The sequence below is a fragment of the Leclercia adecarboxylata genome (genome assembly GCF_006171285.1).
GTDB lineage: Bacteria > Pseudomonadota > Gammaproteobacteria > Enterobacterales > Enterobacteriaceae > Enterobacter > Enterobacter barmai.
Genome location: NZ_CP040889.1, coordinates 797012 through 820251, shown reverse-complemented (window position 1 = coordinate 820251; position 23240 = coordinate 797012). Strand labels below are relative to the sequence as shown.

The window sequence follows — 23240 nt, the reverse complement described above, 5'->3', positions numbered from 1 at the left end:
TAGCAGTGGCCAATAAATCATTAACGGTGCGCCAGCAGGAGGTTTTCGATCTGCTGGTGAAATACCAGAGCGAGCATGGTTATCCGCCGACTATTTCAGAGCTGTCCCGCCTGATGGGAGTTGTGTCGCCGAATGCGGCCGCCCTGCAGTTGCGTGCGTTGCAGCGCAAAGAGGCAATAACGATAGTCCCGGGCGCGCATCGCGGCATAAAAATCAACAGCCAGCCATCTCAGCTGATCCCGGAGGGTAAATGAAATTGGTGCTGCCGTTCCCTCCGAGCGTAAACACCTACTGGCGCGCCCCGAATAAGGGGCCGCTGGCCGGTCGCCACCTCATCAGCGCCAAAGGGCGTGCGTACCAGAGCGATGCTTGCGCTGCGATCATTGAGCAACTGCGCAGATTACCGAAGCCCAGCAGCGCGCCAGCGGCGGTGGAGATCATTCTTTTCCCGCCAGACGCGCGGTGCCGCGACATCGACAACTACAACAAAGCCCTGTTCGACGCGCTGACTCACGCGGGCATCTGGGAGGACGACAGCCAGATTAAGCGAATGCTGGTGGAGTGGGGGCCAGTAACGCAGAAAGGAAAGGTCGAAATCACGATCAGTAAGTACGAACCGGCGGGTGCAGCCGCCTGATAAGTGGAGAAACGCATGAACCAGACAACTATATTCACTCTTTGCGCTACACATCACGCTGTAGCAGCAAGCCAGACAATGACAATGTCCAGCCGGGATATCGCCGCGCTTGTAGGTTCACGTCACCCTGATGTGTGCATTACTATCGAGCGACTGATGGGTAAAGGAGTCATCGATGGGTATACGGCATTGCCGTACACCCATCCGCAGAACGGCCAGGAGTATCACCACTACCAGGTGAATAAGCGTGACAGCTATGTGATTGTTGCGCAGCTCTGCCCCGAATTTACTGCCCGCCTGGTTGACCGTTGGCAGGAACTGGAGAGCGGCCAACAGATGAGCGTACCTCAGACCCTGCCAGAGGCGCTGCGTCTTGCTGCTGATCTTGCCGAGCAAAAAGAGAGGCTGGCGCTGGAGCTGGCCGCCGCGGCACCAAAAGTCGAATTTGTCGATCGCTACTGTACCGCCAACGGCTCACTTTCATTCCGCCAGGTGGCAAAGCTGCTTAAAGCCAAAGAAACAGAATTCCGCCTTTTCCTGATCGAGAACGACATCATGTACCGGCTCGGCGGCGCGCTGACGCCGCGGCACCAGCATATCGACGCCGGACGTTTTGAAGTTAAAACCGGGACTTCTAACACTTCCAACCATGCCTTCAGTCAGGCGCGCTTCACGGCTAAAGGGGTGAAGTGGATTGGTGGGTTATGGGCAGAGCATATCGCTAAAGGGAATGCTGCGTGAGAGCGTTACTTACCCCTGTCGTCGTGAAGGAGTTCGGGATCGTGGCTTTCCGGCCTGGTCCTGAACTCATGCCGCATTTCCATCGCGGGCGCATTCTGCTGGAGAACGAACCGGAGCGCCTGGCCAACCTGCCAACCGGCGAACTTCCAGCGGCAGGCCAGCCGCTGGCAGAGGACCCATTAATGGTGCCCGTGTTTGAGCATGCCGATGTCATTCAGCGGGCTGGTGGACTGTCATGCCTCGAAGGTTGGCTGATGCGTGAATCTGGCTGCCAGTACCGACACAGCGACTACCACCACCACGAAATGGTCACCATGAGGCATGCACCCGGCGTGCTGCGGCTGTGCTGGGCCTGCGATGTCCGGGTGCGAGAGCAATTTACTAACGAACTGGCGGGCATTGCGCGGGAGAACCTGGTAGCCTGGCTACTGTCGGTTGTTCGTGCGGGGCTGGGTTTCGATGCTTCACACGCCGTGACACTGCCAGAACTGTGCTGGTGGCTGACGCTTAACAAGCTCGCCCATGTCATACCTGAGACGGTGGCTCGCAAGATCCTGCGTATTCCGGCAGAGAAAATGCAGTCGGTGATGCGTGAGGCTGACATTGTGCCGTCGGTACCGCCCACCAGCATTGTAGAGGAGGCTGTTGAAAAGGTGCTGGCGCTGCAGGTGGATCCAGAGACGCCGGAATCCTACATGCTGAGGCCGAAGCGCCGACGCTGGCAGAACGAGAAGTACACCCGCTGGGTAAAGGCGCAGCCGTGTGCATGTTGCCAGAAACCAGCAGACGACCCCCACCACCTGATCGGTCACGGCATGGGTGGGATGGGTACCAAAGCGCATGATTTGTTCGTGATCCCGCTGTGCAGAGCGCACCACGATGAATTACACGCTGACGCCGTGGCATTTGAAGCGAAATACGGCACGCAGCCGGAGCTGCTGCTGAAAACATTAGACCGGGCGCTGGCTATCGGCGTACTGGCGTAGACGGAGTGGAGAACGCGATGAATCTGGATGGAGTTTTAAAATTTTTTGCACCGAAAGGTATGCACATTTCGGATAGTGTCCGCGCCACTGCGGGCGATCAGTTAACCGTAACCGACATTATGGCGGCGCTGGGCATGACTCAGGCAGATGCCGGGATCGGCCTCGCCATGTATCTGGGGAAGGCAGGCATCAGCCCACAGGATAAAGAAGCCGCGATATCCTGGCTGACCGAGTACGCCAAACAGCATGCGCCGATGGCGGTGCGTAAAGCTGCGGGGAAAAAGTTCCCGCTGTGCATGCGGATCCTCGCCCGTTTCGCCTTCAAAGACTATGCCTCATCAGCTGCTGACAGTGTCGATTGTCCAAAATGCCAGGGCAAAGGCATCATCACCAAAACCAGCGTGATTACCAAAAGCCATTACACCATGCGCCTGCCTCAGTTTGCTAAGGATCTGGGCCAGTCTCCATCTGACTTCAAGGTCTCCCGTCAGGTTAAGGATGTGGACCACCAGCTGTGCGGCAAGTGCAACGGCACGGGCCAACTGAGTAAGCGCTGCCAGTGTGGCGGAACGGGGAAAACCCTCGACCGTAAAGAAACTGAGTTTCAGGGCGTACCCGTTTATAAGGAGTGCAAACGGTGCGAGGGAAGAGGGTACAGCAGACCTAAATCCTCAGTGGCGTACCGCGGCGTTCTGGCCGAGCTGGATAGCCTTCCCGATCGTACATGGCGCTACAGCTGGAAACCGTTCTATGAAAGCCTGGTGACAAAATGTTTTCAGGAAGAAAGCAATGCTGATGCTGAGCTAAAGAAAGTAACTAGAGCGCATAATTCGATATAAATCTCACTATTTAGCGCCACGTTACTTGCAAAGTTGCCGTTTTTGTGTAAATTTGACGTTAACGATGGGCGTTGTATGTTCAGAGTTAAGAAACCCGCCACCAAGCGGGTTTTTAATTTTTAAAGCAATCCTATTGCCCCGCCAGCGATAGATGTAACCAAGGGATGTTCAGCAAACCGCCGAAGAAGACTTATTGCTTCTTCTTTTTCTTGTGGTTGTGCATTTGAGTTATCAATTAAGCTAATGAGCGTTTCAATGCTAGTGGTGATCTCCTGACGATTGTGATTACCAATTTGAACATTGCCGCCGTGAATATTGATCTGCTGTGATGAGAAGGCAGGCATGGTCTTCTTAGGACCAACTTTAAGCTGATAGTGAGGACCGAACCCTCCTATGCCGGTATCGTAGAAATTCGCTTTATAAATTTCCTTGTGTTCTTCTTTTCCGTTCGGAAGCACGCGAACTACCGTATCACCATCATCTACGTCAGCCATTTTGTCATTTACTATGACTGTGTCTCCGGCAAATTTTGCTTTATAAGGACCCACTCTGGTTCCGTCGTTTTTCAAGATAAAAGCTTCTTCTTTTGCTGAAAGCATTTTAGCTCCTGTGTAGTAAAGCCAGCTGAAACTGGCTCATTACCTTTATCCAAAAATTTTTAAAGTGTATGCGATTTGGATCAAACGATGAGCAATTGCCATTAACATTTACCAGAATATAAACAAACGCACAGCCCATCACACGAAACGCATCTGCAAAAATTAATTTCTTAAACAGGCTGCCATTCGGCGGCCTTTTTTAATTTCAGGTTCCCGGATCCCCCCATCACTCGTCTTGTCGTTAATTCATCCGGAGAGCCTGATCCTTTCAACACAACACCCGCGCACCAGCGAGGTGAGAGATATGAAAATGCATAATGACCCTCACTCCTGGACGGAGTTAATCGATCTGCTCCACAGCTGGTGGCGTGGTGAAACACCTATTGGCGCTGTACTGCTGTCGGTTGTAATGGCAGTGCTGAGAATTGCTTACGGCGGCGGTGGCTGGAAAAAGATGCTGCTGGAAGGACTGATGTGCGGTGCCATGACGTTAACGGCTGTATCCGCTCTGGATTACGTAAACCTTCCTCAATCCCTCTCCATTGCAATCGGCGGGGCGCTGGGCTTTGTAGGCGTCGAGCAGGTCCGTTCTGTGGCAAACCGAGTTATCAACGTCCGCTTTGGTGGTGACACCAAGTAAGGAACCCTATGAATCAGGCACAATTTCAAAAGGCGGCTGAGCTAAGCGCCGGGTTAGCTGCGCGCTGGTATCCGCATATCGACGCGGCAATGAAAGAGTTCGGTATCACCGCAGTTAACGATCAGGCCATGTTCATCGCGCAGCTGGGCCACGAGTCGGCAGGCTTTAACTCGCTGGTGGAGAGCTTCAACTATTCGGTCGACGGCCTGAAGAAAACTTTCGGTAAGCGCCTTACGCCGTACCAGTGCGAGATGCTGGGCCGGATTGATGGTAAGCAGGTTGCCCACCAGCCGCAGATTGCCAACCTGGTATATGGCGATCGCATGGGCAATAACAGCCCGGGCGATGGCTGGAAGTATCGTGGCCGTGGCCTGCTGCAGATCACCGGGCGTGAGAACTACACCAAATGCGGAGTTGCCCTGAAGCTGGATCTGGTAAGCACGCCGGAGCTGTTGGTACAGGAGCGACACGCTGCCCGGTCGGCTGCCTGGTTCTTTGCGTTACGCGGCTGCCTGCTTTACTCCGGCGATATTGTGCGTGTCACGCAGATCATCAACGGTGGGCAGAATGGGGTGGCTGACCGGAAGGTGCGTTACAGCCGCGCGCTGGCGGCGCTGTCATGAAGCTGCGTTACGTTCTGCTGGCGCTGGTGGTCGCTGTCTCGGTCACCGGGGCGATCGCCTGGCGTTCTGGCTGGAGTGCGCACGCTGACCATATCAACGCGCTGGCGGCAAAGAAGAAGGAAAAAGCCGAGAAGATTATTCAGCCGGTAGAAGAGAAAGCCGCTGCGGCCACCGCCGAAAGCAAAGTGATTTACCGGACCATTACCCGCGACGTGGTGAAATATGTTCAGTCTCCGGATCGTACTGTGTGCCAGTTTGACGATGCTGCTGTGCAGCTGCGCCAGCGTGCAATCGACGCTGCCAACTCCATCAGCGGATTTGATGCAGGAGCCGTGCAGGGGAAGTAACGCTGGCACCAATAGCGATGACGATCTGCAGGCTGATATCGAAACTGCGGAATGCCTGCGCCAGTTGCGCCTCGATAAGTATCGCTGGCAGGCCTGGTACAACGCTGTGAAATGAACACCGAGCCTCGCATTAGCGAGGTTTTTTATGACCAATGAAGGGGAAGCTATGACACCGTTAGTTCTTACAGCAGAGCAAATTAAATCCCTCGCTGAATTTGCCGAGGCAGATGGGCAGCCAGCCTACACCATTACTCAGGCTGAAATCCCAGAGTTTGAAACCGACGATGGTGGCAACTTACCTGGCTACACCGGGCTTATTGCATACTCCGATTTTGAAGAGGGTGGCGTGCTTCAGCTTGAAGAGTAGCCATTCCAAAGCTCATCGGCTGGTGGGCTTAATAATGGCTATAGCGGATAAATCATAAATATACCCTGTAAGGGCTAAAACGGAGTCAGAGATCATGCCGCCACGCACACCAAAGGCCTGTCGCGTTCGCGGATGCCGATCGACAACAACAGACCCATCAGGCTACTGCGAAGCACACAAGGGTGAAGGCTGGAAACAATACAAGCCCGGACAAACACGACACCAGCGCGGCTACGGCACGAAGTGGGAGACTATCCGTGCCCGGATCCTGAAGCGTGACAAAGGGCTTTGCCAGGACCACCTGAAGCAGGGTGTCGTTAAGTCAGCCTCGTGCGTTGACCACATCACTCCGAAGGCACACGGCGGCAATGACGCTGACTCCAACCTGCAGAGCCTGTGCTGGTCCTGCCATGCCAAGAAGACCGCGCGCGACCGCATCAAATGAGAGTGATTCTCGAATGCATCGGGCCCGGGGAGGGGGTGGTCAAATCCCTGCTGCCGACCGCCTTCCGGACTGCCCGCCTCCTCGTTTTTTTATACCCGCGAAAAATCAAATTTAACCAGGAGTGTCGCTTATGGCTGGAACGGCGGGGCGTTCCGGGCGCCGCCCAAAGCCAACGGCGCGCAAGGAGCTGGCCGGAAACCCCGGTAAGCGAGCCCTGAACAAAGATGAGCCGGTGTTCACCCCCATCAAGGGTGTGTCGCCGCCGGACTGGTTTGAAGAAGAGAATCTGCCGCTCGCGGCGATCATGTGGGAACTGACCACAAAAGAATTATGCGGACAGGGCCTGATCTGCGTTACCGATCTCGCCGTGCTCGAGCGCTGGTGTGTCGCGTACGAATTCTGGCGCCGGGCGGTAAAGAATATCGCCGTGGAAGGCCTGTCCATAACCGGTGCGATGGGCGGCAAGATAAAGAACCCTGAGCTGACCGCGAAGAAAGAACAGGAATCGGAGATGAGTTCTACCGGTTCAATGCTGGGCCTCGACCCCAGCAGCCGCCAGCGTCTGGTCGGCCTTGCAGGCCAGAAGAAAACATCCAACCCATTCCTGAAGATGATCAGCTCATGAGCCGGAAGTCGTATCCCAACGTTAACGCCGCGAATCAGTACGCCCGCAACGTTGTGCGGGGGAAGATCCCGGCGTGCCAGTATGTCATTCAGGCCTGCCAGCGCCATATCGACGACATGGCGGCCGAAAAGAGTAAGAAATTCCGGTACCGCTTTGACAAAGACATTGCGGAGAAGGCCGCGAAGTTTATTCAACTGCTGCCGCACACCAAAGGGGAGTGGGCATTCAAGCGGATGCCGATCACCCTGGAACCCTGGCAGCTCTTTATCATCTGCTGTGCCTTTGGCTGGGTGCAGAAGGGGACAAGGCTTCGCCGTTTCCGGGAGGTTTATACCGAGATCCCCCGCAAGAATGGCAAGTCAGCGATCTCTGCCGGCGTGGCGCTGTACTGCTTCACCTGTGACAATGAGTTCGGTGCCGAGGTCTATTCTGGCGCCACGACAGAAAAACAGGCGTGGGAAGTGTTCCGGCCTGCGCGCCTGATGTGCAAACGCACCCCACTGCTGGTGGAGGCATTCGGCATCGAGGTCAACGCTTCAAACCTGAACCGACCGGAAGACGGCGCCCGCTTCGAGCCGCTGATCGGCAACCCTGGCGACGGGGCCTCGCCACACTGCGCGATAGTCGACGAATATCATGAGCACCCGACCGATGCGCTGTACACCACAATGCTGACGGGCATGGGTGCCCGCCGGCAGCCGCTGATGTGGGCGATCACCACCGCGGGTTATAACATCGAGGGGCCCTGCTACGACAAGCGGCGAGAAGTGATTGAGATGCTGAACGGCTCGGTGCCCAACGAGGAGCTGTTCGGCGTGGTTTACACAGTCGATGACGGTGATGACTGGACCGACCCGAAGGTGCTTGAGAAGGCAAACCCGAATATGGGAGTGTCGGTCTACCGTGACTTTCTGCTGAGTCAACAACAGCGCGCTATCAATAATGCCCGCCAGGCAGGCGTGTTCAAAACGAAGCACCTCAATATCTGGGTCGCTGCCCGGGCCGCGTTCTTCAACCTGGTGTCCTGGCAGAACTGCGAAGACAAGACGCTGACGCTGGAACAGTTCGAGGGCCAGCCCTGCATACTGGCGTTTGACCTGGCGCGCAAACTGGACATGAACAGCATGCCGCGACTGTTTACTCGGGAGATTGACGGGAAAACGCATTATTACTGCGTGGCGCCGCGGTTCTGGGTGCCGTATGACACGGTTTACAGCGTCGAAAAAAACGAGGATCGCCGGACTGCTGAACGTTTTCAGAAATGGGTAGAGATGGGGTTACTTACGGTAACTGACGGGGCGGAGGTGGATTACCGCTACATCCTTGAAGAGGCGAAGGCGGCGAATAAGCTGAACCCGGTAAGTGAGTCACCGATTGACCCGTTTGGCGCTACCGGCCTTTCACACGATCTGGCCGATGAAGGGCTAAACCCAGTCACCATCATCCAGAACTACACCAATATGTCTGACCCGATGAAGGAGCTGGAAGCCGCCATTGAGTCGGGTCGCTTTCATCATGACGGCAACCCGATCATGAGCTGGTGTATCAGTAACGTCGTCGGCAAGTATCTGCCTGGTAACGACGATGTGGTTAAACCCATCAAAGAGCAGAACGAAAACAAAATCGACGGCGCGGTTGCGCTGATCATGGCGATCGGGCGGGCAATGCTCAAAGAGCCTGGTGATTTCCTTTCATCTCTCGATTCAGACGAAGAGTTCTTAATTCTATGAAATCACTTATCACCGATGTAATCGGGCTGGCCGGTTACGGCCTGCTCACGTCCGGATTTTACCTGCAGTTCGGGTTGGCTCCGGCACTGATGTTCTCCGGCGGGCTCCTGCTGGTGGCGGGACTGGTTATGGCCAGAAGGGGGAAGCGTGCTGCTTGATTCTCTGTTCAGAAGTGAATCGCTCGAAAATCCCGGCACGCCAATAACTGGTGATGCAGTTGATATGGAGGGGCTATTCAGGGCGGATGTGTACGTAAGCCCTGAAACGGCGATGAAGCTGGCGGCTGTATATGCCTGCATTTACGTCCTGTCATCAAACCTCGCGCAGATGCCGCTGCATGTCATGCGAAAGCACAACGGCAGGGTCGAGCCAGCGCGGGATCATCCGGCGTTTTATCTGGTCCATGATGAACCGAACACCTGGCAGACCAGCTATAAGTGGCGCGAACTGAAGCAACGCCACATCCTCGGCTGGGGGAATGGATACACCTGGGTTAAGCGCAGCCGTCGCGGTGAAGTGACCTCCCTGGACTGCTGCATGCCGTGGGAAGCGACCCTGATTAATACCGGCGGGCGCTATACCTACGGGCTCTACAACGAAGAGGGGGCATTCGCCATCAGCCCCGACGACATGATCCACATACGGGCGCTGGGGAATAACCAGAAAATGGGCCTCAGCCCGGTGATGCAGCACGCCGAAACGATCGGCATGGGTATGAGCGGGCAGAAGTACACAGAAAGCTTCTTCAGCGGCAATGCCCGCCCGGCGGGGATCGTGTCCGTTAAGAGCGGACTCACTAAGGAAAGCTGGGGCTGGCTTAAAGAACAGTGGCAGAAAGCGGCGCAGGCGTTACGCAGCCAGGAAAACAAAACCATGCTGCTGCCTGCCGATCTGGATTACAAGGCGCTGACCGTGTCGCCGATTGATGCCCAGATCATCGACATGTCAAAGCTCAACCGTTCGATGATTGCCGGCATCTTTAATGTGCCGGCGCACATGATTAACGACCTGGAAAAAGCCACCTTCAGCAACATTACGCAGCAGGCCATTCAGTTTGTCCGCTACTCGATGATGCCCTGGGTGACGAACTGGGAGCAGGAGCTTAACCGCCGCCTGTTTACCCGTGCCGAACTGGCCGCCGGGTATTACGTCAGGTTTAACCTCACTGGCCTGCTACGCGGCACCCCGCAGGAACGCGCACAGTTCTACCACTTTGCGATCACCGATGGCTGGATGAGCCGCAACGAAGCCCGCGCTTTCGAGGATATGAACCCGGTCGACGGCCTGGATGAAATGCTTGTCAGCGTCAACGCCGCCAACTCGGTGGACGATTTCAAAACCACCAAAACCGAAAAGGAAAAAACCGATGAGTGATCGCGAGACTCGCTGTTACAGCGGTGAGGTCCGTGCCGAACAGCTGGGGGAACAGCCCACGCGCATTATCGGTTACGGATCGGTGTTTAACAGCCGCTCCGAACCCCTATGGGGATTCCGCGAGATTATTAAGCCCGGCGCTTTCGATGACGTGCTGGGCGACGATATCCGTGGGCTGTTTAACCACGACCCGAACTTTATCCTTGGCCGCAGCGCTTCCGGTACGTTGAGCGTCAGCGTCGATGATAAAGGGCTTCGCTACGACATCGCGGCCCCTGACACCCAGACCATTCGTGATCTGGTGCTGGCACCGATGATGCGCGGCGATATTACTCAGTCGTCTTTCGCATTCCGGATCGCCCACGACGGCGAGCACTGGTACCAGGACGATGAGGGTATCGTCATTCGCGAGATTAACCGCTTTTCCCGGCTCTTTGATGTAAGCCCGGTGACCTACCCGGCCTATCAGGATGCCGATTCCGGAGTTCGCTCCATGAAAGCCTGGCAGGAGGCGCGCGACAGCGGCGCGCTGGCGCAAGCCATTAATCAACGAACGGCGCGCGAGCGCATGCTGACTCTTCTTAACGCGTAAGGAAAAACCATGAAATTGCATGAACTGAAGCAGAAACGTAACACCATCGCCCGTGAAATGCGTGCGCTGCATGAGGGGATCCCTGAAAACACTACCTGGACTGAGGAGCAGCGCACTCAGTGGAATAAAGCAAAACACGAGCTGGATGCGCTCGACGAACAAATCGGCCGCGAAGAAGAGCTGCGCCGTCACGATCAGAGCTACGTTGACGAGCAGGAGCCGGAGCAGCGTCAGCGCCAGATTAACCCGGAGAAGCAGGCAGATGAGCGCCGCGCCGCAGCATTTGATCGCCTTCTCCGCCACGGCTTCGGTGAACTCACTGCCGAAGAGCGTCAGGCCGTTAAAGAACTGCGCGCGCAGGGTACGTCTCCTGATGATAAAGGGGGCTATACCGTACCCACCCAGATGCGCAATACCATCATCGATGCGATGAAGGCCTATGGCGGGATCGCGAGCGTTGCTCAGATTCTCAATACCTCGAACGGTCAGGATATTACCTGGTCCACTTCCGACGGTACCTCAGAAGAAGGCGAACTGCTCGCAGAAAACTCTGCGGCCAGTGAAGGTGATGTGACGTTCGGCACGGCGATCCTGGGCGCCAAAAAGCTGTCATCCAAAATCATCCGCGTCTCCAACGAACTGCTGCAGGACAGCGGCGTAGATATCGAGGCCTACCTGGCGGGGCGTATTGCACAGCGCATTGGCCGCGGCGAAGCTAAATACCTGGTCCAGGGTACGGGGGCAGGTACACCGCTGCAGCCAAAGGGTCTGGCGGCTTCAGTAACCGGGACCGTCTCTGCGGCAGCGGCGGCAACGTTTACCTGGCAGGAAATGAACAGCCTGAAGCATGCAATTGATCCGGCATATCGCGGCGGACCTAAATTCCGTTGGGCATTTAATGACGGTACGCTTCAGGTAATTGAAGAGATGGTTGATGATCAGAAACGCCCGCTGTGGCTGCCGGATGTTGTGGGCGGTTCCCCGGCGACCGTTCTGGGTATTCCGTATGTGATCGATCAGGCAATTGATGCGGCGGCAGCGAGTAAGAAATTCATTTTCCTGGGGGATTTTAACCGCTTCATCGTTCGTCGCGTTTCCTATATGACCCTGAAACGCCTGGTTGAGCGTTACGCCGAATACGATCAGACGGCGTTCCTGGCTTTCCACCGCTTCGACTGCGTACTGGAGGATACTGCCGCCATCAAGGCACTGCAGGGCAAGCCGGCTACACCGTAATAACGCACCTGTTTTACATGATGCCGCGTAAGCGGTTTTTTTATGCCCGTCATCTGGCGGGCATGGAGATTTATATGCTGCTCAAACTGAGTGAAATTAAGCTCCAGCTGCGGCTGGAGGACGATTACACCGAAGAGGATGAGTTGCTGACGGTGATAGGCAGTGCGGTTCAGGCCAGAACGGTGAGCTTTCTAAATCGGACTCTGTATGCAGCAGATGCTGGCGTCCCGGATACCGATCCTGATGGGCTGGTTATGACGGACGATATCCGGCTGGGGATGCTGCTGCTGGCCACCCACTTTTACGAAAACCGCTCATCTGTTTCAGAAGTCGAAAAAACAGAGATGCCGCAGTCATTCACCTGGCTTGTCGGCCCCTATCGGTTCATACCGCTATGAAACTTCGCCAGGCGCAAACCAGCGCGACCTACCTGCTGCCCGATCCGGGTGAGCTGGATAAACGGGTGCTGCTCCGGAAACGGGTCGATGTGCCAGCGGCTGATCTCGGTACCCGGCCTGATTACCCCGTGTCTTTTCCGGTCTGGGCAAAGGTTGTCCAGACCAGTGCAACCACTTACCAGGAAACGGCCCAGACCGATAATGCGATCACGCACTACATCACCGTTCGCTGGCGCCGCGGGATCACCAGTGATTTCGAAGTGGTGCAGGGTGAGCAGGTGTACCGCGTCAGACGGGCCCGCGATCTGAACAGTAAGCGGCGTTATCTGCTGCTCGAGTGTACCGAACTGGGCACCGAGCCAGCGACAACCGGAGGGAACATTAATGGCAACTCCCTTTTTTCACGTTGATATTCAGCAGCCCAGGGAGATGCGTTTCAACCGGGCGCGCGTCCGCCGGGCCTTCATCCATATCGGGCAGCGCCATATGCGTGATGCACGCCGCCTGGTGATGCGCCGCGGTCGTTCCGAGCCTGGCGAAAACCCGGGTTATCAGAGCGGACGGCTGGCGAAATCTATCGGCTACATGGTGCCCAGGGCCAGCAAGAACCGGCCGGGGTTTATGACGCGTATCGCGCCAAACCAGCGAAACGGGCAGGGTAACCGGCTCATCACCGGCGACTTCTACCCGGCATTCCTGTTTTACGGCGTGCGGGGAGGCGCTAAACGTCGGCGCGGGCACCATCGGGGCGCTTCCGGGGGTAGTGGCTGGCGGCTGGCGCCGCGTAACAACTTCATGATCGAAACGCTACAAAGAAACAGCCCGTGGACGCGCTACTACCTGGCGCGCGAGCTGCGCCTCTCACTCAAACCGGAGAAACGCCGCCGATGAAACTGACGCCCGTTATTGCCACTCTGCGTGCCCACTGCCCTTTATTTCAGAACCGGGTGGCCGGTGCCGCGCAATTTAAGGATCTGCCGGAGGTCGGCAAGATGCTGCTGCCGGCGGCGTATGTTGTGCCGGGCGATGATTCGCCGGGCGAACAGAAAAGCCAGACCGATTACTGGCAGACGCTGCGTGAGGGCTTCTCTGTAATCGTGTTTGTCAGCAACAGCCGGGACGAACGCGGCCAGTTTGCTTCTTTCGACGTGGTTCACGAGGTTCGCCAGGCACTATTCAAAGCGCTACTTGGCTGGAACCCGGAAGAACACGGCAACCCGATCACCTACGACGGCGGCACGCTGCTGGATGTGAACCGCCACGAGCTGAGCTATCAGTTCGACTTCGTGGTTGAGACTGAACTGACAGAAGACGACACCCGACAGCAGGACGATCTGAACGCGCTGGATGAGTTCAAAACCCTGTCAATTGATGTTGATTTTATCGATCCGGGCCAGGGGCCGGACGGTGAGATCGAACACCACATTGAAATCAACCTTCCCACCTGAGGAAAACCATGTTTGTAAAACCGAAAAACGGGCGGTCTGTCCATGACCCGGCCCGGGGCGACCTTTTGCCTGAGGAAGGGCGAAACGTTGAAGACAGCCAGTACTGGTACCGTCGGGAAATCGACGGGGATATTGAAATTGTTCAGCCGGTGAAAGGCGGCGAACCGGAAAATAAGGCGAGCACTAAATGACTGTATCGATGAACACCATCCCGTCTGATCTCCGCGTTCCGCTGTTTTATGCAGAGATGGACAACAGCGCAGCGAACACTGCCCAGACCAGCGCTCCTTCGCTGCTGATCGGCCACGCTAACGCTGGCGCCAGCATTGCAACCAACCAGCTGGTATTCATGCCGTCAGCCGATTACGCGGTTCGTGTGGCTGGTGCCGGTAGCCAGCTGGCGCGCATGGTTGAGGCGTACCGCAAAACCGACCCCTTCGGTGAACTCTGGGTTATTGCGGTACCGGAGCCTGGCGGAACGGCAGCAACGGTCACCCTGACGGTAACAGGATCTGCACTGGCTGCAGGCGTGGTTTCGATTTATATCGGTAACCGCCGGATTCAGGCATCAGTGAGCGCGAGCGACGCGGTGGCGGCAATTGCCGCTTCTATTGTCAGCGCCATTAACGCTGACGGGCGAACGCCATATACCGCTGCGGCTTCTGCGGGTGTTATTACCCTGACAGCGCGCCATAAAGGTACCTGGGCAAATGACATCCCGGTGACGCTGAACTACTACGGTTTTAGCGGTGGCGAATCCCTGCCATCTGGCGTGAATATCGCGATCGCCACCGGCGTTTCTGGTACCGGTGCGCCAGTGCTGACCGGAACGATCGCCGCGATGGGGGATGAGCCATTCGATTATATCGGCCATCCGTTTAACGATACGGCGTCCGTTAACACCATCAGCCAGGAAATGAACGATACAAGCGGCCGCTGGAGCTGGTTACGCCAGATTTACGGCCACGTCTACACCGCAAAAATTGCCGTCGTGAGCGATCTGATTACCGTGGGGGACATGTTCAATGACCCACACCTGACGATCGCCGGGTACGAAAAAACGGTGCAGTCCTGCGCTGATGAGCTGGCGGCCAGCCGCACCGCCCGCGCCGCAGTATTCCTGCGTATCGACCCGGCCCGCCCGACGCAGACCGGCGAACTGGTGGGCATGCTGCCACCGCCAACCGGCAAGCGCTTCATCAAGACCGAGCAGCAATCCCTGTTAACGCACGGGATCGCGACGGCCTACACCGAAGGCGGGTTGCTGCGCATCCAGCGTGATATCACCACCTATAAGAAAAACGCTTACGGCGTTGCCGATAACAGCTATCTGGACAGTGAAACGCTTCATACCAGCGCATACGTCCTGCGTCGCCTGAAGACGGTGATCACCAGTAAGTACGGGCGCCATAAGCTGGCGAACGACGGTACCCGCTTTGGCCCCGGCCAGGCAATCGTCACCCCGGCGGTGATCAAAGGGGAGTTGCTGTCGACGTACCGGCAGATGGAACGCGAGGGGATCGTCGAAAACTATGACCTGTTCAAAGCGCACCTGATCGTTGAGCGCGATGCAAATGATCCGACCCGCATCAACGTGCTGTACCCACCTGACTACGTTAACCAGCTGCGTGTCTTCGCGCTGCTTAACCAGTTCCGTCTTCAGTATGCAGAGGAGAGCGCATAATGCCGCGCATTGCTGGTACCTGTTTTATCAAAGTCGACGGTCTTCAGCTGTCGCCAACCGGGGGCATTGAAGTCCCCATGAACCTTAAGGTGCGTGATGACATTGTCGATCTCAGCGGTGGGGTGGACTTTAAAGAAACCCACCGTGCGCCTTACACCAAATTTACCGGGAAAGTCCCCAAAGATTTCCCGGTGGACAAAATCACGGAATCTACCGAAATGACGATCACATCGGAACTGGCCAATGGTCAGGTCTACGTGTTGTCGCAAGCCTGGCTTCATGGCGAAGCCAACCACAACCCGGAAGAAGGCACGGTTGATCTCGAATTCCACGGAACAGAGGGAGGTTATCAGTAATGAAAGAGATCCAGCTTACAACCGCAGTGCGGGCCCACGGCGAGGATTTGTTTGTGCTCGAGCTTCGCGAGCCTACCGGGAAAGACGTTCGGGAACTGGGCTTTCCATACGTCACCACCGGCGACGCGGGCATCAAACTCGATGCCGGCGTCATTGCTAAATATGTCTCCCGGCTGGCGGGTATCCCGTTGAGTTCTGTTGACGCTATGTCTCCTGCAGATCTGAACAGCATCAGCTGGGAAGTGGCTGGTTTTTTCCTCGGGACATCAGCGCAGGAGAACTCCTGAACCATTACTTCGACTGTGCGAAGTACTGGAAAATAAACCCCATCGATCTCCTTGCCGAGCCGTTCTCGGCATTAGAGCTCCTCGCCACCCAGGCCAACCGCATTAACAGAGAATCCGATGGCTACATTTGAACTGAAAGCCCTGATCACCGGGGTCGATAAGCTGTCTCCTGCGTTGTCCTCAATGCAGAAGAAGATTAAAGGTTTTCAGAAGGGCATTAAATCCAGTGGGCTGGCGGATTTCTCTGTTGGCGATCTGATTGGTGGCGGGGCGCTCGCCGCTCCATTTATTGCCGGAGCTAAAGCCGCGATAGATTTTGAGTCGCAGATGGCAGATGTGCGGAAAGTGGTGGATTTTGACACCCCTAAGCAATTTGCCGAAATGGGAGAGGACATCTTAAAAATGTCCGATCGCCTGCCAATGGCGGCCAGTGATATTGCAAAACTGGTTGCTGCTGGCGGTCAGGCGGGCATTGCCCGGCAGGATCTCAGGCAATTTGCTGAAGACGCCCTGAAAATGGGCGTTGCGTTTGACCAGTCAGCCGACCAGTCAGGCGACATGATGGCGAAGTGGCGAACCTCGTTCAAAATGACCCAGGGCGAAGTTGTGGCGCTGGCGGATAAAATTAACTATCTGTCCAACAATGGCGCTGCGAACGCACAGCAGATTTCCGACATCGTTACCCGAATCGGCCCGCTGGGATCTATCGCCGGGGTTACATCGGGTCAAATCGCTGCTCTTGGCGCGACAATGGCTGGAGTGGGTGTTGAACAGGAGGTAGCGGCAACAGGTATCAAGAATTTCATGATCGCCCTTACTGCCGGCAAAAGTGCCACGAAACAGCAGCAGGCTGGCCTGAAAGAGCTTGGCCTGTCATCAACAAAGCTGGCTGCGTCTATGCAGAAAGATGCGCAGGGAACGATGCTTACTGTGCTGCAGCAAATTTCCAGACTTGATAAAACCCGGCAGGTAGCCGCTTTTAACGTCTTATTTGGTAAGGAATCAATGGGGGCAATAGCTCCCCTGCTGGCAAACCTGGACCTGTTGAAGAAAAACTTCAATATGGTTGGCGACGCATCGCAGTACACCGGTTCAATGCAAAAGGAATATGAAGCGCGCGCGGCAACCACAGCTAACCAACTGCAATTACTCAGCAATCAGGCTACTCATGCCGGCGTTGCCCTGGGGAATGCGCTGCTGCCGCAAATCAACGCCAGTGCCAGGGGGATGATGCCGCTCATAAATAAGGTGACAGATTATATTTCCCGGAATCCTGGCATGGTCAGAGCGTTGCTGGGCGCCGCTGTTGGTTTTGCAACTCTTCGGCTGGCGGCAATGGGGGCCAGCGCAGCTTTAAAAGTGATGTCGTTCGTCGCCACTGCTTCTCCGGTTGGGCTTATTGTTCGTGGCATTGCTCTTGCTGCAGGGCTGATTATTGCGAACTGGGATGCAATTGGCCCCTATTTTAAAAAATTATGGGACACAATCGGACCTTACTTCAATGCGGGATGGGAGCTATTTAAAAAGGTTTTCAGCTGGACTCCCCTTGGTATGGTCATCAATAACTGGGGACCCGTTGTTAAATGGTTCCAGGATATGTGGGACAAATTAAAGCCCATCATCGAGTGGTTTAGTGATGGGGCCAGTGATACCGTCGCTGCGGCTAATGCTGCGCAGTGGGGGGCGGGTGGTTACGGTGCTTATGGCGCGGGGGTGGCAAGCTCAGGCTACAACCCCTATCAGATTAAGCAGGCATCTGCTCAACCTCAAGGAAAGGTGACTGTCCAGTTTGAAAATGCTCCGCCAGGAATGAAGGTGACTGAGACCCGAGCGTCTGGGATAGATGTAAACCATGATGTGGGTTATACCAGAATAGGTAGGACAGGAATGGGTGGCTAGATTTTCAATTGGAAATAATCTGAAATGCGATGTTATGATTTTATCCTCAATATTTGATGGATAAAAAAATGTCTTATATCGATTCAAACTTAGTTGGCAATGAAGAAGTGGTTTATCGTGGGCATGTTACTTTGTGGGCTTGGTTGCCATGGGTAGTGTGGGGCTTAATTTTAGGTTTCACTACTCTTATAGGGTTCATCCTGATCCCTTTAGGTTATTTTGTTTTGCGTTCAAATGAGGCTGCGATAACTAACAAGCGGTTGATCGCTAAGTCCGGCTTAATCAAGAGAGATACTGTAGAAATTCCTATCAGGAAAATTTCGAGCCTGCAGGTTAAGCAGGGGATATCAGGGCGTTTGCTGGGTTATGGATCTCTTATTATCAGTGATACTGGAGCTGTTCACGCTCCAATCCGCTTTATCAAAGATCCAATGAAGTTCAGGCAGCGTTTCTTTGAGCTTCAGGAAGAGATAGAAAATAAATAATCTTAAATAAACCCGCCAATCGGCGGGTTTTTTGTTTCTGGAGATGGTATGGCGTGGAAAGACCGATTGCAAAGCGCCTCGTTTCGCGGCGTTCCGTTCAAAGTTGAGGATGAAGACTCTACCGGCGGGCGCCGGGTTGAAACCCACGAATATCCAAATCGTGACAAACCCTATACCGAAGACCTCGGAAAGGTAACGTTTCGCGCGAACATTACAGCTTATGTGATCGGGGAGGACTGTTACGAACAGCGCGACGCGCTGAAAGAAGCGCTGAATAAACCGGGTCCTGGCACGCTGATTCATCCATCTTTTGGCGAGATCAGCGTCTGTGTTGATGGCGAGATCAGGGTCAGCACAAGCAAGACAGAGGGCCGCATGGTTCGCTTTGACCTCCGGTTCGTGGAGGCAGGTGAACTGGCTTACCCAACATCAGGCGCGGCCACCGCCCAGATGCTTGAGTCCTCATGCTCGGCGTTCGACAGCTGCATCAGTGATGCATTCGACGGGTTTGGCATGGATGGCATGGCTGACTTTGTTCAGCAGGACGTTATTGGCCAGGCCAACGGAATGATTGGCTATGTCTCAGACGCCATGAAGATGATCGACGATGGTGTTTCCGCGGGAGCGCGACTTCTCCAGGGGGATATCTCGGTGCTGCTTCCCCCTCCGTCATCAGGGAAGGGCTTTATTGAGTCGCTGCAAAAAATGTGGCGAACGGGCAACCGGCTGTACGGCAATTCCAGTGACCTGATCACAATGGCAAAAGCTCTTTCAGGGATCAGTCTTGGCAAAGACCTGGCCCCCAGAGGGGTGTGGAAAACCGACAGCCAGAGCACAAGGTCAAAAACAGAGCAGAGAAACTATGTTGCGAGCGCGATCCGTACTACAGCCTTAAGCGAGGCGGTTTACACCGTAACGAGTCTGCCTGCTCCGTCAGCGGTTACCTCTGCCGGCTCTTCCGGACAAAGTCCCGCGATTGTGGCGAATGTCACTCACCCGGCACTGAACAACGCGCCGGCGAACACAGTCACTCCTGATGCACCGTCCTGGGATGAACTCACTGTAGTTCGTGACACCCTGAACCAGGCGATTGTTAAAGAGATGGAGCGGACGACTGACGATCGCGTATTCACAGCACTGCGCCGTCTCAAATCAGATCTGAATGCCGACCTGACCCAGCGCCTGAGGCAGACAGACAGAACCATAACTGTGCTGCCAGTTGGAATAGAGCCTGCCGTCGTTCTGGCGGCTCGTGTATACGACGACGCCAGCCGTGCCACCGAAATTGTCCAGCGCAACGGTATTGCGCATCCCGGATTCGTACCTTTGCGACCACTTAAATTGTCGACGCGCCAGCTGGCGTGGCGGGTCAACCAACAAGCCGATCAGGATCAGCTCTATACGGCTAAGACCAGCGACTGGCTGCGGTGGGCGGTCGCGGTTGAGAGAGCCTGTTCATTAGGATTTTAGGAGTCAGCATGTCCCAGTTTACTGAAGGTGATTCAGCGGTAAATCGCCTGAATGCAGCCGTTTCGGCATTTGAGAAAGTATTGACTGAGCCGGAAGGTACGGTGGTCGAAATGCCAGTAGGCGCGGCTCAGCCAAGCCTGGCCGAAAGGTTAAAGCGCGCTATTGATGCGGTTACCATAAAACCAGCACAGGCCGCAACGCAGGCAACGGCAGCGGCCCAGCAAGCCCTGACCTCCCAGCAGGCAGCCGCCCAAAGCGCAGCTGATGCTGCGAACTCGGCCGCCGCCACCGGATACGTAGATGCGCCGTTCCCGGACGCCTGGGTGCCATTTAATGACAACTTACAGATGCTGGCCGGGATAGGCCCAGTTGATACAGCCCCTGTTAATGGCGTCAATGTTCCGATAGGGACACGCAGCGTTGCGTTTTCGCGTCCCACAACAGGAACGTATATTGATAAAACAGGTATGATGAAGGAGGCGGCAATTAACGAACCTCGCTTTGAAAAGCAGGGTTTAATGTGTGAAGGAGCTGCCACAAACCTTTATACCCAGTCTGAAACATGGGGCGCTGGTCAGCGCTGCACGGTTACCAATAATAGTGGTATTTCTCCTCGCGGCGATCAGACTATGGCTTTAATGGTTGAGGATACTTCTGCTGCCGTTGAGCATTATTCTTCAGATAGAGGCATTGTTTTAACAGCTGGTACAACTTACTGCTATTCAGTATTTGTAAAAGCTTTCTCAAGCCCCCGTAACCTTTATTTGCGAGTTGCATCAGGTAGCACAGCTCAGTCTTTTTTTGACCCTGTAGCTGGCGCCTGGGCTGGTAACGCTGGTGGGGCGCAATTCATTGATCGGGGATTTGAAGATTTTGGAAACGGCATTTATCGTGTATGGATCACCTTTACAGCCGCTGCGACCCAATCAACGGTAATTCGTATACAGCTAGCTAATGGAGTATCAGCTAATTATACAGGAGATGGTGTATCTGGATTATATTTCTGGGGAGCGCAATTAGAAGAAGGCACATTCCCTACCTCATACATTAAAACGGATTCCGCAACTGTAACCCGAGCTGCAGATGGCTGGGGTATGCCAAGTTCAAATATCGGTTACAAAACACTTTCTCAACTGTTTAACAGAACAATCGCTTTTACGATAGTGCCGAAGTTCTTCCCACCAACCAGCTATAACGACGTTCTGGGCTCAAAAGGTGCCCGTAATGACATTATATGCAGAATGCACACGCCTCCACAAAAGCTGTCAGCATATAGAAGCTCTGGTGGCGTCGCTATCAACGTGGATGCTGGAGATAAGGGTGTTTTTGTCCATAAAACGGAAGGAAATAAAATCACTACTTACTTTGCAGGCAAGACAAACACTTCCACCGTTGCACCAAACAGCACAACCGAAACTGTAAGTGAACTAGGTAATACAACGCCTTCAACAGTTAAGTGCGTCTATTACATTCGGGATTTGAAAATATGGCATTCTGCTTTATCTGAAATCCAAATCAAAGGACTCCGCTGATGAAAGATTTATACCTGCGCTTCGCTGATGCCGATGAAATGCGCACGAAATTAATTGAGGCGGGGTTTGTTGTCGATGAAGAGCATGGCAGTTTATATCACCCTGATATTAGCCTGGATGTAGTGGGCATTATCACTAACAGCATCGGCGATGCAGAGTCGGTTGAATATGTCACCGAACCCGGCTATCACGTAAATCTGCGCGTTATTAACGACGATCTCGATTTATCTAAATTGGATGGCTTCGTTGTGTTCCCGAAAACACCTGCTCGCGTCTGGGCCTGATTATGGATGACAACGTTACCCTGAGGATCAATGGCAAGGAGTGGGGCGGCTGGACGTCGGTGAGGATCGGCGCGGGCGTTGAACGCCTGGCCCGTGATTTCAGTGTCGAAATTACCCGGCAGTGGCCCGGTGAGAACGGCGACTCTCTCCGGCCAAAAGTGAAAGGAGGTGACCGGGTCGAAGTTTTGATAGGCACCGATTTGGTGATCACTGGCTGGGTGGAAGCCACTCCCGTTCGCTACGACGCCCGCTCTGTTCGTGTTGGAATCAGCGGGCGCAGCCTGACTGCAGATCTCATCGACTGCGCTGCAGAACCAACGCAATTTAACGGGCAGTCGCTAGTTCAGGTAGCTGCTGCACTGGCAAAACCGTTTGGTATTGAGGTCGTCAATACCGGCGCACCCGCTGACGTTATACCTGGCGTGCAGCCGGATCACGGCGAAACGGTTATCGAGGTGCTGAATAAGATGCTGGGCCAGCAGCAGGCGCTGGCCTATGACGATCCAACCGGACGCCTGGTGATTGGCGGAATTGGGGCTACGCGGGCGCATACCGCGCTCGTTCTCGGCCAGAACATTCTTTCCTGTGATACAGAAAAAAGTATCAGGGACCGTTTCTCAACGTACCAGATTTCCGGTCAGCGCGCCGGGAATGATGACGACTTCGGCGCGGCCACCACCACCGCTCTGCGAGCGAAAACGGAAGACGCGGGGATCGGGCGGTACCGGCCAATGGCCGTTCAGCAGACAGGTCAGGCGACAGGGGCCAGCTGCATCGCTCGCGCTGATTTCGAAGCGCGCCAGCGCGCCGCCCGGACTGACGAAACAACCTACACCGTATGGGGGTGGCGCCAGGGTGACGGTTCTCTCTGGCAACCTAACCAGCGTGTAATCGTCTTTGACCCCGTCTGCGGGTTTAACAATCGCGAACTGCTGATTTCGGAGGTGTCGTTCACCAAAGACAGCAATGGCACGATCACCGAATTGCGCGTCGGCCCGCCTGATGCGTATCTGCCTGAACCGACTGATCCCAAACAGCGGAAGAAGAAAAAAGCCGTGGAGGCCCCTTTCTGATGCGTAACTTTCAACAACTGCAGCGGCAGCTGCTTAGTCTGATTTGCCGTGCGGTGGTCAGCAGCGTTAAGCCTGGTTCTAAATGCCAGGCCGTGGATGTTGAGCTCCTCGCAGGAGAACAGAAGGGCGGCATTGAGCATCTGGAGCCGTATGGGTTTACCTCACACGCGAAGGCAGGTTCTGAAGCTCTGATTCTGTCTCCCGACGCTGATCGCTCACATGCTGTTGCGGTCGTTGTGTCTGATCGCCGCTATCGCATCAGGTCACTTAAGCCCGGTGAAGTCGCTATTTATGACGATCTGGGGCAGTCAGTCACGCTGACGCGCAGTGGTATCGTCGTCGACGGCGCCGGAAAGACCATCACCTTCCGGAACGCGCCAAAAGCCCGGTTCGAAATGGACATCGAGTCGACAGGCCAGATCAAAGACCATTGCGACACAACCGGCGTCACGATGGCGGAAATGCGTCTTGCCTACAACGGCCATAAACACAAAGAGAACGGTAACAACACAGACGTACCGGACAAACAAATGGGGACGTAAT

The 23240-nt window shown here is 55.1% G+C and carries 32 protein-coding genes and 1 pseudogene; 32 read left to right on the top strand and 1 reads right to left on the bottom strand.

Features of this window, described 5'->3' with window-relative positions; genetic code table 11:
• The first annotated feature begins 5 nt into the window (after positions 1-5).
• The 5 genes from FHN83_RS05730 (at position 6) to FHN83_RS05710 (ending at position 3203) form a co-directional block, all read left to right on the top strand.
• Complete coding sequence (locus tag FHN83_RS05730) at positions 6-254, top strand: hypothetical protein (protein WP_139563430.1); 249 nt, start codon at positions 6-8, stop codon at positions 252-254.
• Positions 251-637, top strand: coding sequence for a RusA family crossover junction endodeoxyribonuclease (locus tag FHN83_RS05725; RefSeq protein ID WP_139563429.1), 387 nt, complete (start codon positions 251-253; stop codon positions 635-637). Before FHN83_RS05730 ends, FHN83_RS05725 begins: the two co-directional genes overlap by 4 nt.
• Positions 638-721: 84 nt before the next feature.
• Positions 722-1378 carry a phage antirepressor KilAC domain-containing protein gene (locus FHN83_RS05720; protein WP_419146413.1) on the top strand — a complete coding sequence of 219 codons (657 nt, stop codon included), beginning with the start codon at positions 722-724 and terminating at the stop codon, positions 1376-1378.
• The gene (locus FHN83_RS05715) at positions 1375-2364 is read left to right on the top strand and encodes a DUF968 domain-containing protein (protein WP_139563427.1); all 990 of its coding nucleotides are present in this window, start codon (positions 1375-1377) and stop codon (positions 2362-2364) included. Before FHN83_RS05720 ends, FHN83_RS05715 begins: the two co-directional genes overlap by 4 nt.
• 17 nt (positions 2365-2381) lie before the next feature.
• Positions 2382-3203 (top strand): antitermination protein, encoded by an 822-nt coding sequence (locus FHN83_RS05710; RefSeq protein WP_139563426.1) that lies wholly within the window; start codon positions 2382-2384, stop codon positions 3201-3203.
• 119 nt (positions 3204-3322) lie between these two features.
• Here FHN83_RS05710 and FHN83_RS05705 read toward each other — a convergent pair whose 3' ends face one another.
• Positions 3323-3802, bottom strand: coding sequence for a hypothetical protein (locus FHN83_RS05705; RefSeq protein ID WP_139563425.1), 480 nt, complete (start codon positions 3800-3802; stop codon positions 3323-3325).
• Positions 3803-4106: 304 nt separating this feature from the next.
• Here FHN83_RS05705 and FHN83_RS05700 point away from each other — a divergent pair, with 304 nt between their 5' ends.
• The 27 genes and pseudogenes from FHN83_RS05700 to FHN83_RS05575 all read left to right on the top strand — a co-directional run bounded on the left by FHN83_RS05700 (position 4107) and on the right by FHN83_RS05575 (position 23239).
• A complete protein-coding gene (locus tag FHN83_RS05700) occupies positions 4107-4442 on the top strand; it encodes a phage holin, lambda family (protein ID WP_032651393.1) in 336 nt (111 codons plus the stop codon).
• A gap of 8 nt (positions 4443-4450) precedes the next feature.
• Positions 4451-5065 (top strand): glycoside hydrolase family 19 protein, encoded by a 615-nt coding sequence (locus FHN83_RS05695; RefSeq protein WP_139563424.1) that lies wholly within the window; start codon positions 4451-4453, stop codon positions 5063-5065.
• The gene (locus tag FHN83_RS05690; protein WP_139563423.1) at positions 5062-5412 is read left to right on the top strand and encodes a hypothetical protein; all 351 of its coding nucleotides are present in this window, start codon (positions 5062-5064) and stop codon (positions 5410-5412) included. The genes FHN83_RS05695 and FHN83_RS05690 overlap by 4 nt, the downstream gene beginning before the upstream one ends.
• On the top strand, positions 5387-5527 hold the full coding sequence (locus tag FHN83_RS28155; RefSeq protein WP_176556473.1) for a hypothetical protein: 141 nt from the start codon (positions 5387-5389) through the stop codon (positions 5525-5527). The genes FHN83_RS05690 and FHN83_RS28155 overlap by 26 nt, the downstream gene beginning before the upstream one ends.
• Before the next feature lie 51 nt (positions 5528-5578).
• Positions 5579-5779, top strand: a complete 201-nt coding sequence (locus FHN83_RS05685; RefSeq protein WP_139563422.1) for a hypothetical protein — start codon at positions 5579-5581, stop codon at positions 5777-5779.
• 94 nt (positions 5780-5873) lie between these two features.
• On the top strand, positions 5874-6224 hold the full coding sequence (locus tag FHN83_RS05680) for an HNH endonuclease (protein WP_139563421.1): 351 nt from the start codon (positions 5874-5876) through the stop codon (positions 6222-6224).
• 130 nt (positions 6225-6354) lie between these two features.
• The gene (locus tag FHN83_RS05675; protein ID WP_139563420.1) at positions 6355-6849 is read left to right on the top strand and encodes a phage terminase small subunit P27 family; all 495 of its coding nucleotides are present in this window, start codon (positions 6355-6357) and stop codon (positions 6847-6849) included.
• On the top strand, positions 6846-8579 hold the full coding sequence (locus FHN83_RS05670; protein WP_139563419.1) for a terminase large subunit: 1734 nt from the start codon (positions 6846-6848) through the stop codon (positions 8577-8579). Before FHN83_RS05675 ends, FHN83_RS05670 begins: the two co-directional genes overlap by 4 nt.
• On the top strand, positions 8576-8737 hold the full coding sequence (locus FHN83_RS28150) for a hypothetical protein (protein WP_032675082.1): 162 nt from the start codon (positions 8576-8578) through the stop codon (positions 8735-8737). Before FHN83_RS05670 ends, FHN83_RS28150 begins: the two co-directional genes overlap by 4 nt.
• The gene (locus FHN83_RS05665; RefSeq protein WP_139563418.1) at positions 8727-9953 is read left to right on the top strand and encodes a phage portal protein; all 1227 of its coding nucleotides are present in this window, start codon (positions 8727-8729) and stop codon (positions 9951-9953) included. Before FHN83_RS28150 ends, FHN83_RS05665 begins: the two co-directional genes overlap by 11 nt.
• Complete coding sequence (locus tag FHN83_RS05660) at positions 9946-10545, top strand: HK97 family phage prohead protease (protein ID WP_114386596.1); 600 nt, start codon at positions 9946-9948, stop codon at positions 10543-10545. Before FHN83_RS05665 ends, FHN83_RS05660 begins: the two co-directional genes overlap by 8 nt.
• 9 nt (positions 10546-10554) lie before the next feature.
• The gene (locus tag FHN83_RS05655; RefSeq protein WP_139563417.1) at positions 10555-11781 is read left to right on the top strand and encodes a phage major capsid protein; all 1227 of its coding nucleotides are present in this window, start codon (positions 10555-10557) and stop codon (positions 11779-11781) included.
• A 74-nt stretch (positions 11782-11855) separates the two neighbouring features.
• Positions 11856-12179, top strand: coding sequence for a head-tail connector protein (locus FHN83_RS05650; RefSeq protein ID WP_139563416.1), 324 nt, complete (start codon positions 11856-11858; stop codon positions 12177-12179).
• The gene (locus FHN83_RS05645; protein ID WP_139563415.1) at positions 12176-12589 is read left to right on the top strand and encodes a phage head closure protein; all 414 of its coding nucleotides are present in this window, start codon (positions 12176-12178) and stop codon (positions 12587-12589) included. The genes FHN83_RS05650 and FHN83_RS05645 overlap by 4 nt, the downstream gene beginning before the upstream one ends.
• On the top strand, positions 12564-13070 hold the full coding sequence (locus FHN83_RS05640; protein WP_139563414.1) for a hypothetical protein: 507 nt from the start codon (positions 12564-12566) through the stop codon (positions 13068-13070). Before FHN83_RS05645 ends, FHN83_RS05640 begins: the two co-directional genes overlap by 26 nt.
• Entirely contained in the window at positions 13067-13627 is a 561-nt protein-coding gene (locus FHN83_RS05635) for a phage tail terminator protein (protein ID WP_139563413.1), read from the top strand. Before FHN83_RS05640 ends, FHN83_RS05635 begins: the two co-directional genes overlap by 4 nt.
• Positions 13628-13635: 8 nt before the next feature.
• The gene (locus tag FHN83_RS05630) at positions 13636-13818 is read left to right on the top strand and encodes a DUF2635 domain-containing protein (RefSeq protein WP_032675073.1); all 183 of its coding nucleotides are present in this window, start codon (positions 13636-13638) and stop codon (positions 13816-13818) included.
• Positions 13815-15311: a phage tail sheath subtilisin-like domain-containing protein gene (locus FHN83_RS05625; protein ID WP_139563412.1), complete on the top strand. Its 1497-nt coding sequence runs from the start codon at positions 13815-13817 to the stop codon at positions 15309-15311. Before FHN83_RS05630 ends, FHN83_RS05625 begins: the two co-directional genes overlap by 4 nt.
• Positions 15311-15667 carry a phage tail tube protein gene (locus FHN83_RS05620; RefSeq protein ID WP_032675071.1) on the top strand — a complete coding sequence of 119 codons (357 nt, stop codon included), beginning with the start codon at positions 15311-15313 and terminating at the stop codon, positions 15665-15667. Before FHN83_RS05625 ends, FHN83_RS05620 begins: the two co-directional genes overlap by 1 nt.
• Positions 15667-15954, top strand: coding sequence for a phage tail assembly protein (locus tag FHN83_RS05615; protein WP_032675070.1), 288 nt, complete (start codon positions 15667-15669; stop codon positions 15952-15954). The genes FHN83_RS05620 and FHN83_RS05615 overlap by 1 nt, the downstream gene beginning before the upstream one ends.
• Positions 15955-16071: 117 nt before the next feature.
• Positions 16072-17853, top strand: coding sequence for a phage tail tape measure protein (locus FHN83_RS05605; protein ID WP_032675069.1), 1782 nt, complete (start codon positions 16072-16074; stop codon positions 17851-17853).
• A 68-nt stretch (positions 17854-17921) separates the two neighbouring features.
• Positions 17922-18338, top strand: coding sequence for a PH domain-containing protein (locus FHN83_RS05600; protein WP_032675068.1), 417 nt, complete (start codon positions 17922-17924; stop codon positions 18336-18338).
• Positions 18339-18386: 48 nt separating this feature from the next.
• Positions 18387-19682, top strand: a pseudogene (locus FHN83_RS05595) (DNA circularization protein); the annotation flags it as partial.
• 134 nt (positions 19683-19816) lie between these two features.
• Positions 19817-21340: a phage head spike fiber domain-containing protein gene (locus tag FHN83_RS05590; protein ID WP_139563410.1), complete on the top strand. Its 1524-nt coding sequence runs from the start codon at positions 19817-19819 to the stop codon at positions 21338-21340.
• Complete coding sequence (locus FHN83_RS05585; RefSeq protein WP_139563409.1) at positions 21340-21624, top strand: hypothetical protein; 285 nt, start codon at positions 21340-21342, stop codon at positions 21622-21624. Before FHN83_RS05590 ends, FHN83_RS05585 begins: the two co-directional genes overlap by 1 nt.
• A 2-nt stretch (positions 21625-21626) precedes the next feature.
• Positions 21627-22697: a phage baseplate assembly protein gene (locus FHN83_RS05580; protein WP_139563408.1), complete on the top strand. Its 1071-nt coding sequence runs from the start codon at positions 21627-21629 to the stop codon at positions 22695-22697.
• Complete coding sequence (locus FHN83_RS05575) at positions 22697-23239, top strand: phage baseplate assembly protein V (RefSeq protein ID WP_139563407.1); 543 nt, start codon at positions 22697-22699, stop codon at positions 23237-23239. The genes FHN83_RS05580 and FHN83_RS05575 overlap by 1 nt, the downstream gene beginning before the upstream one ends.
• The last annotated feature ends 1 nt before the right edge of the window (position 23240 follow it).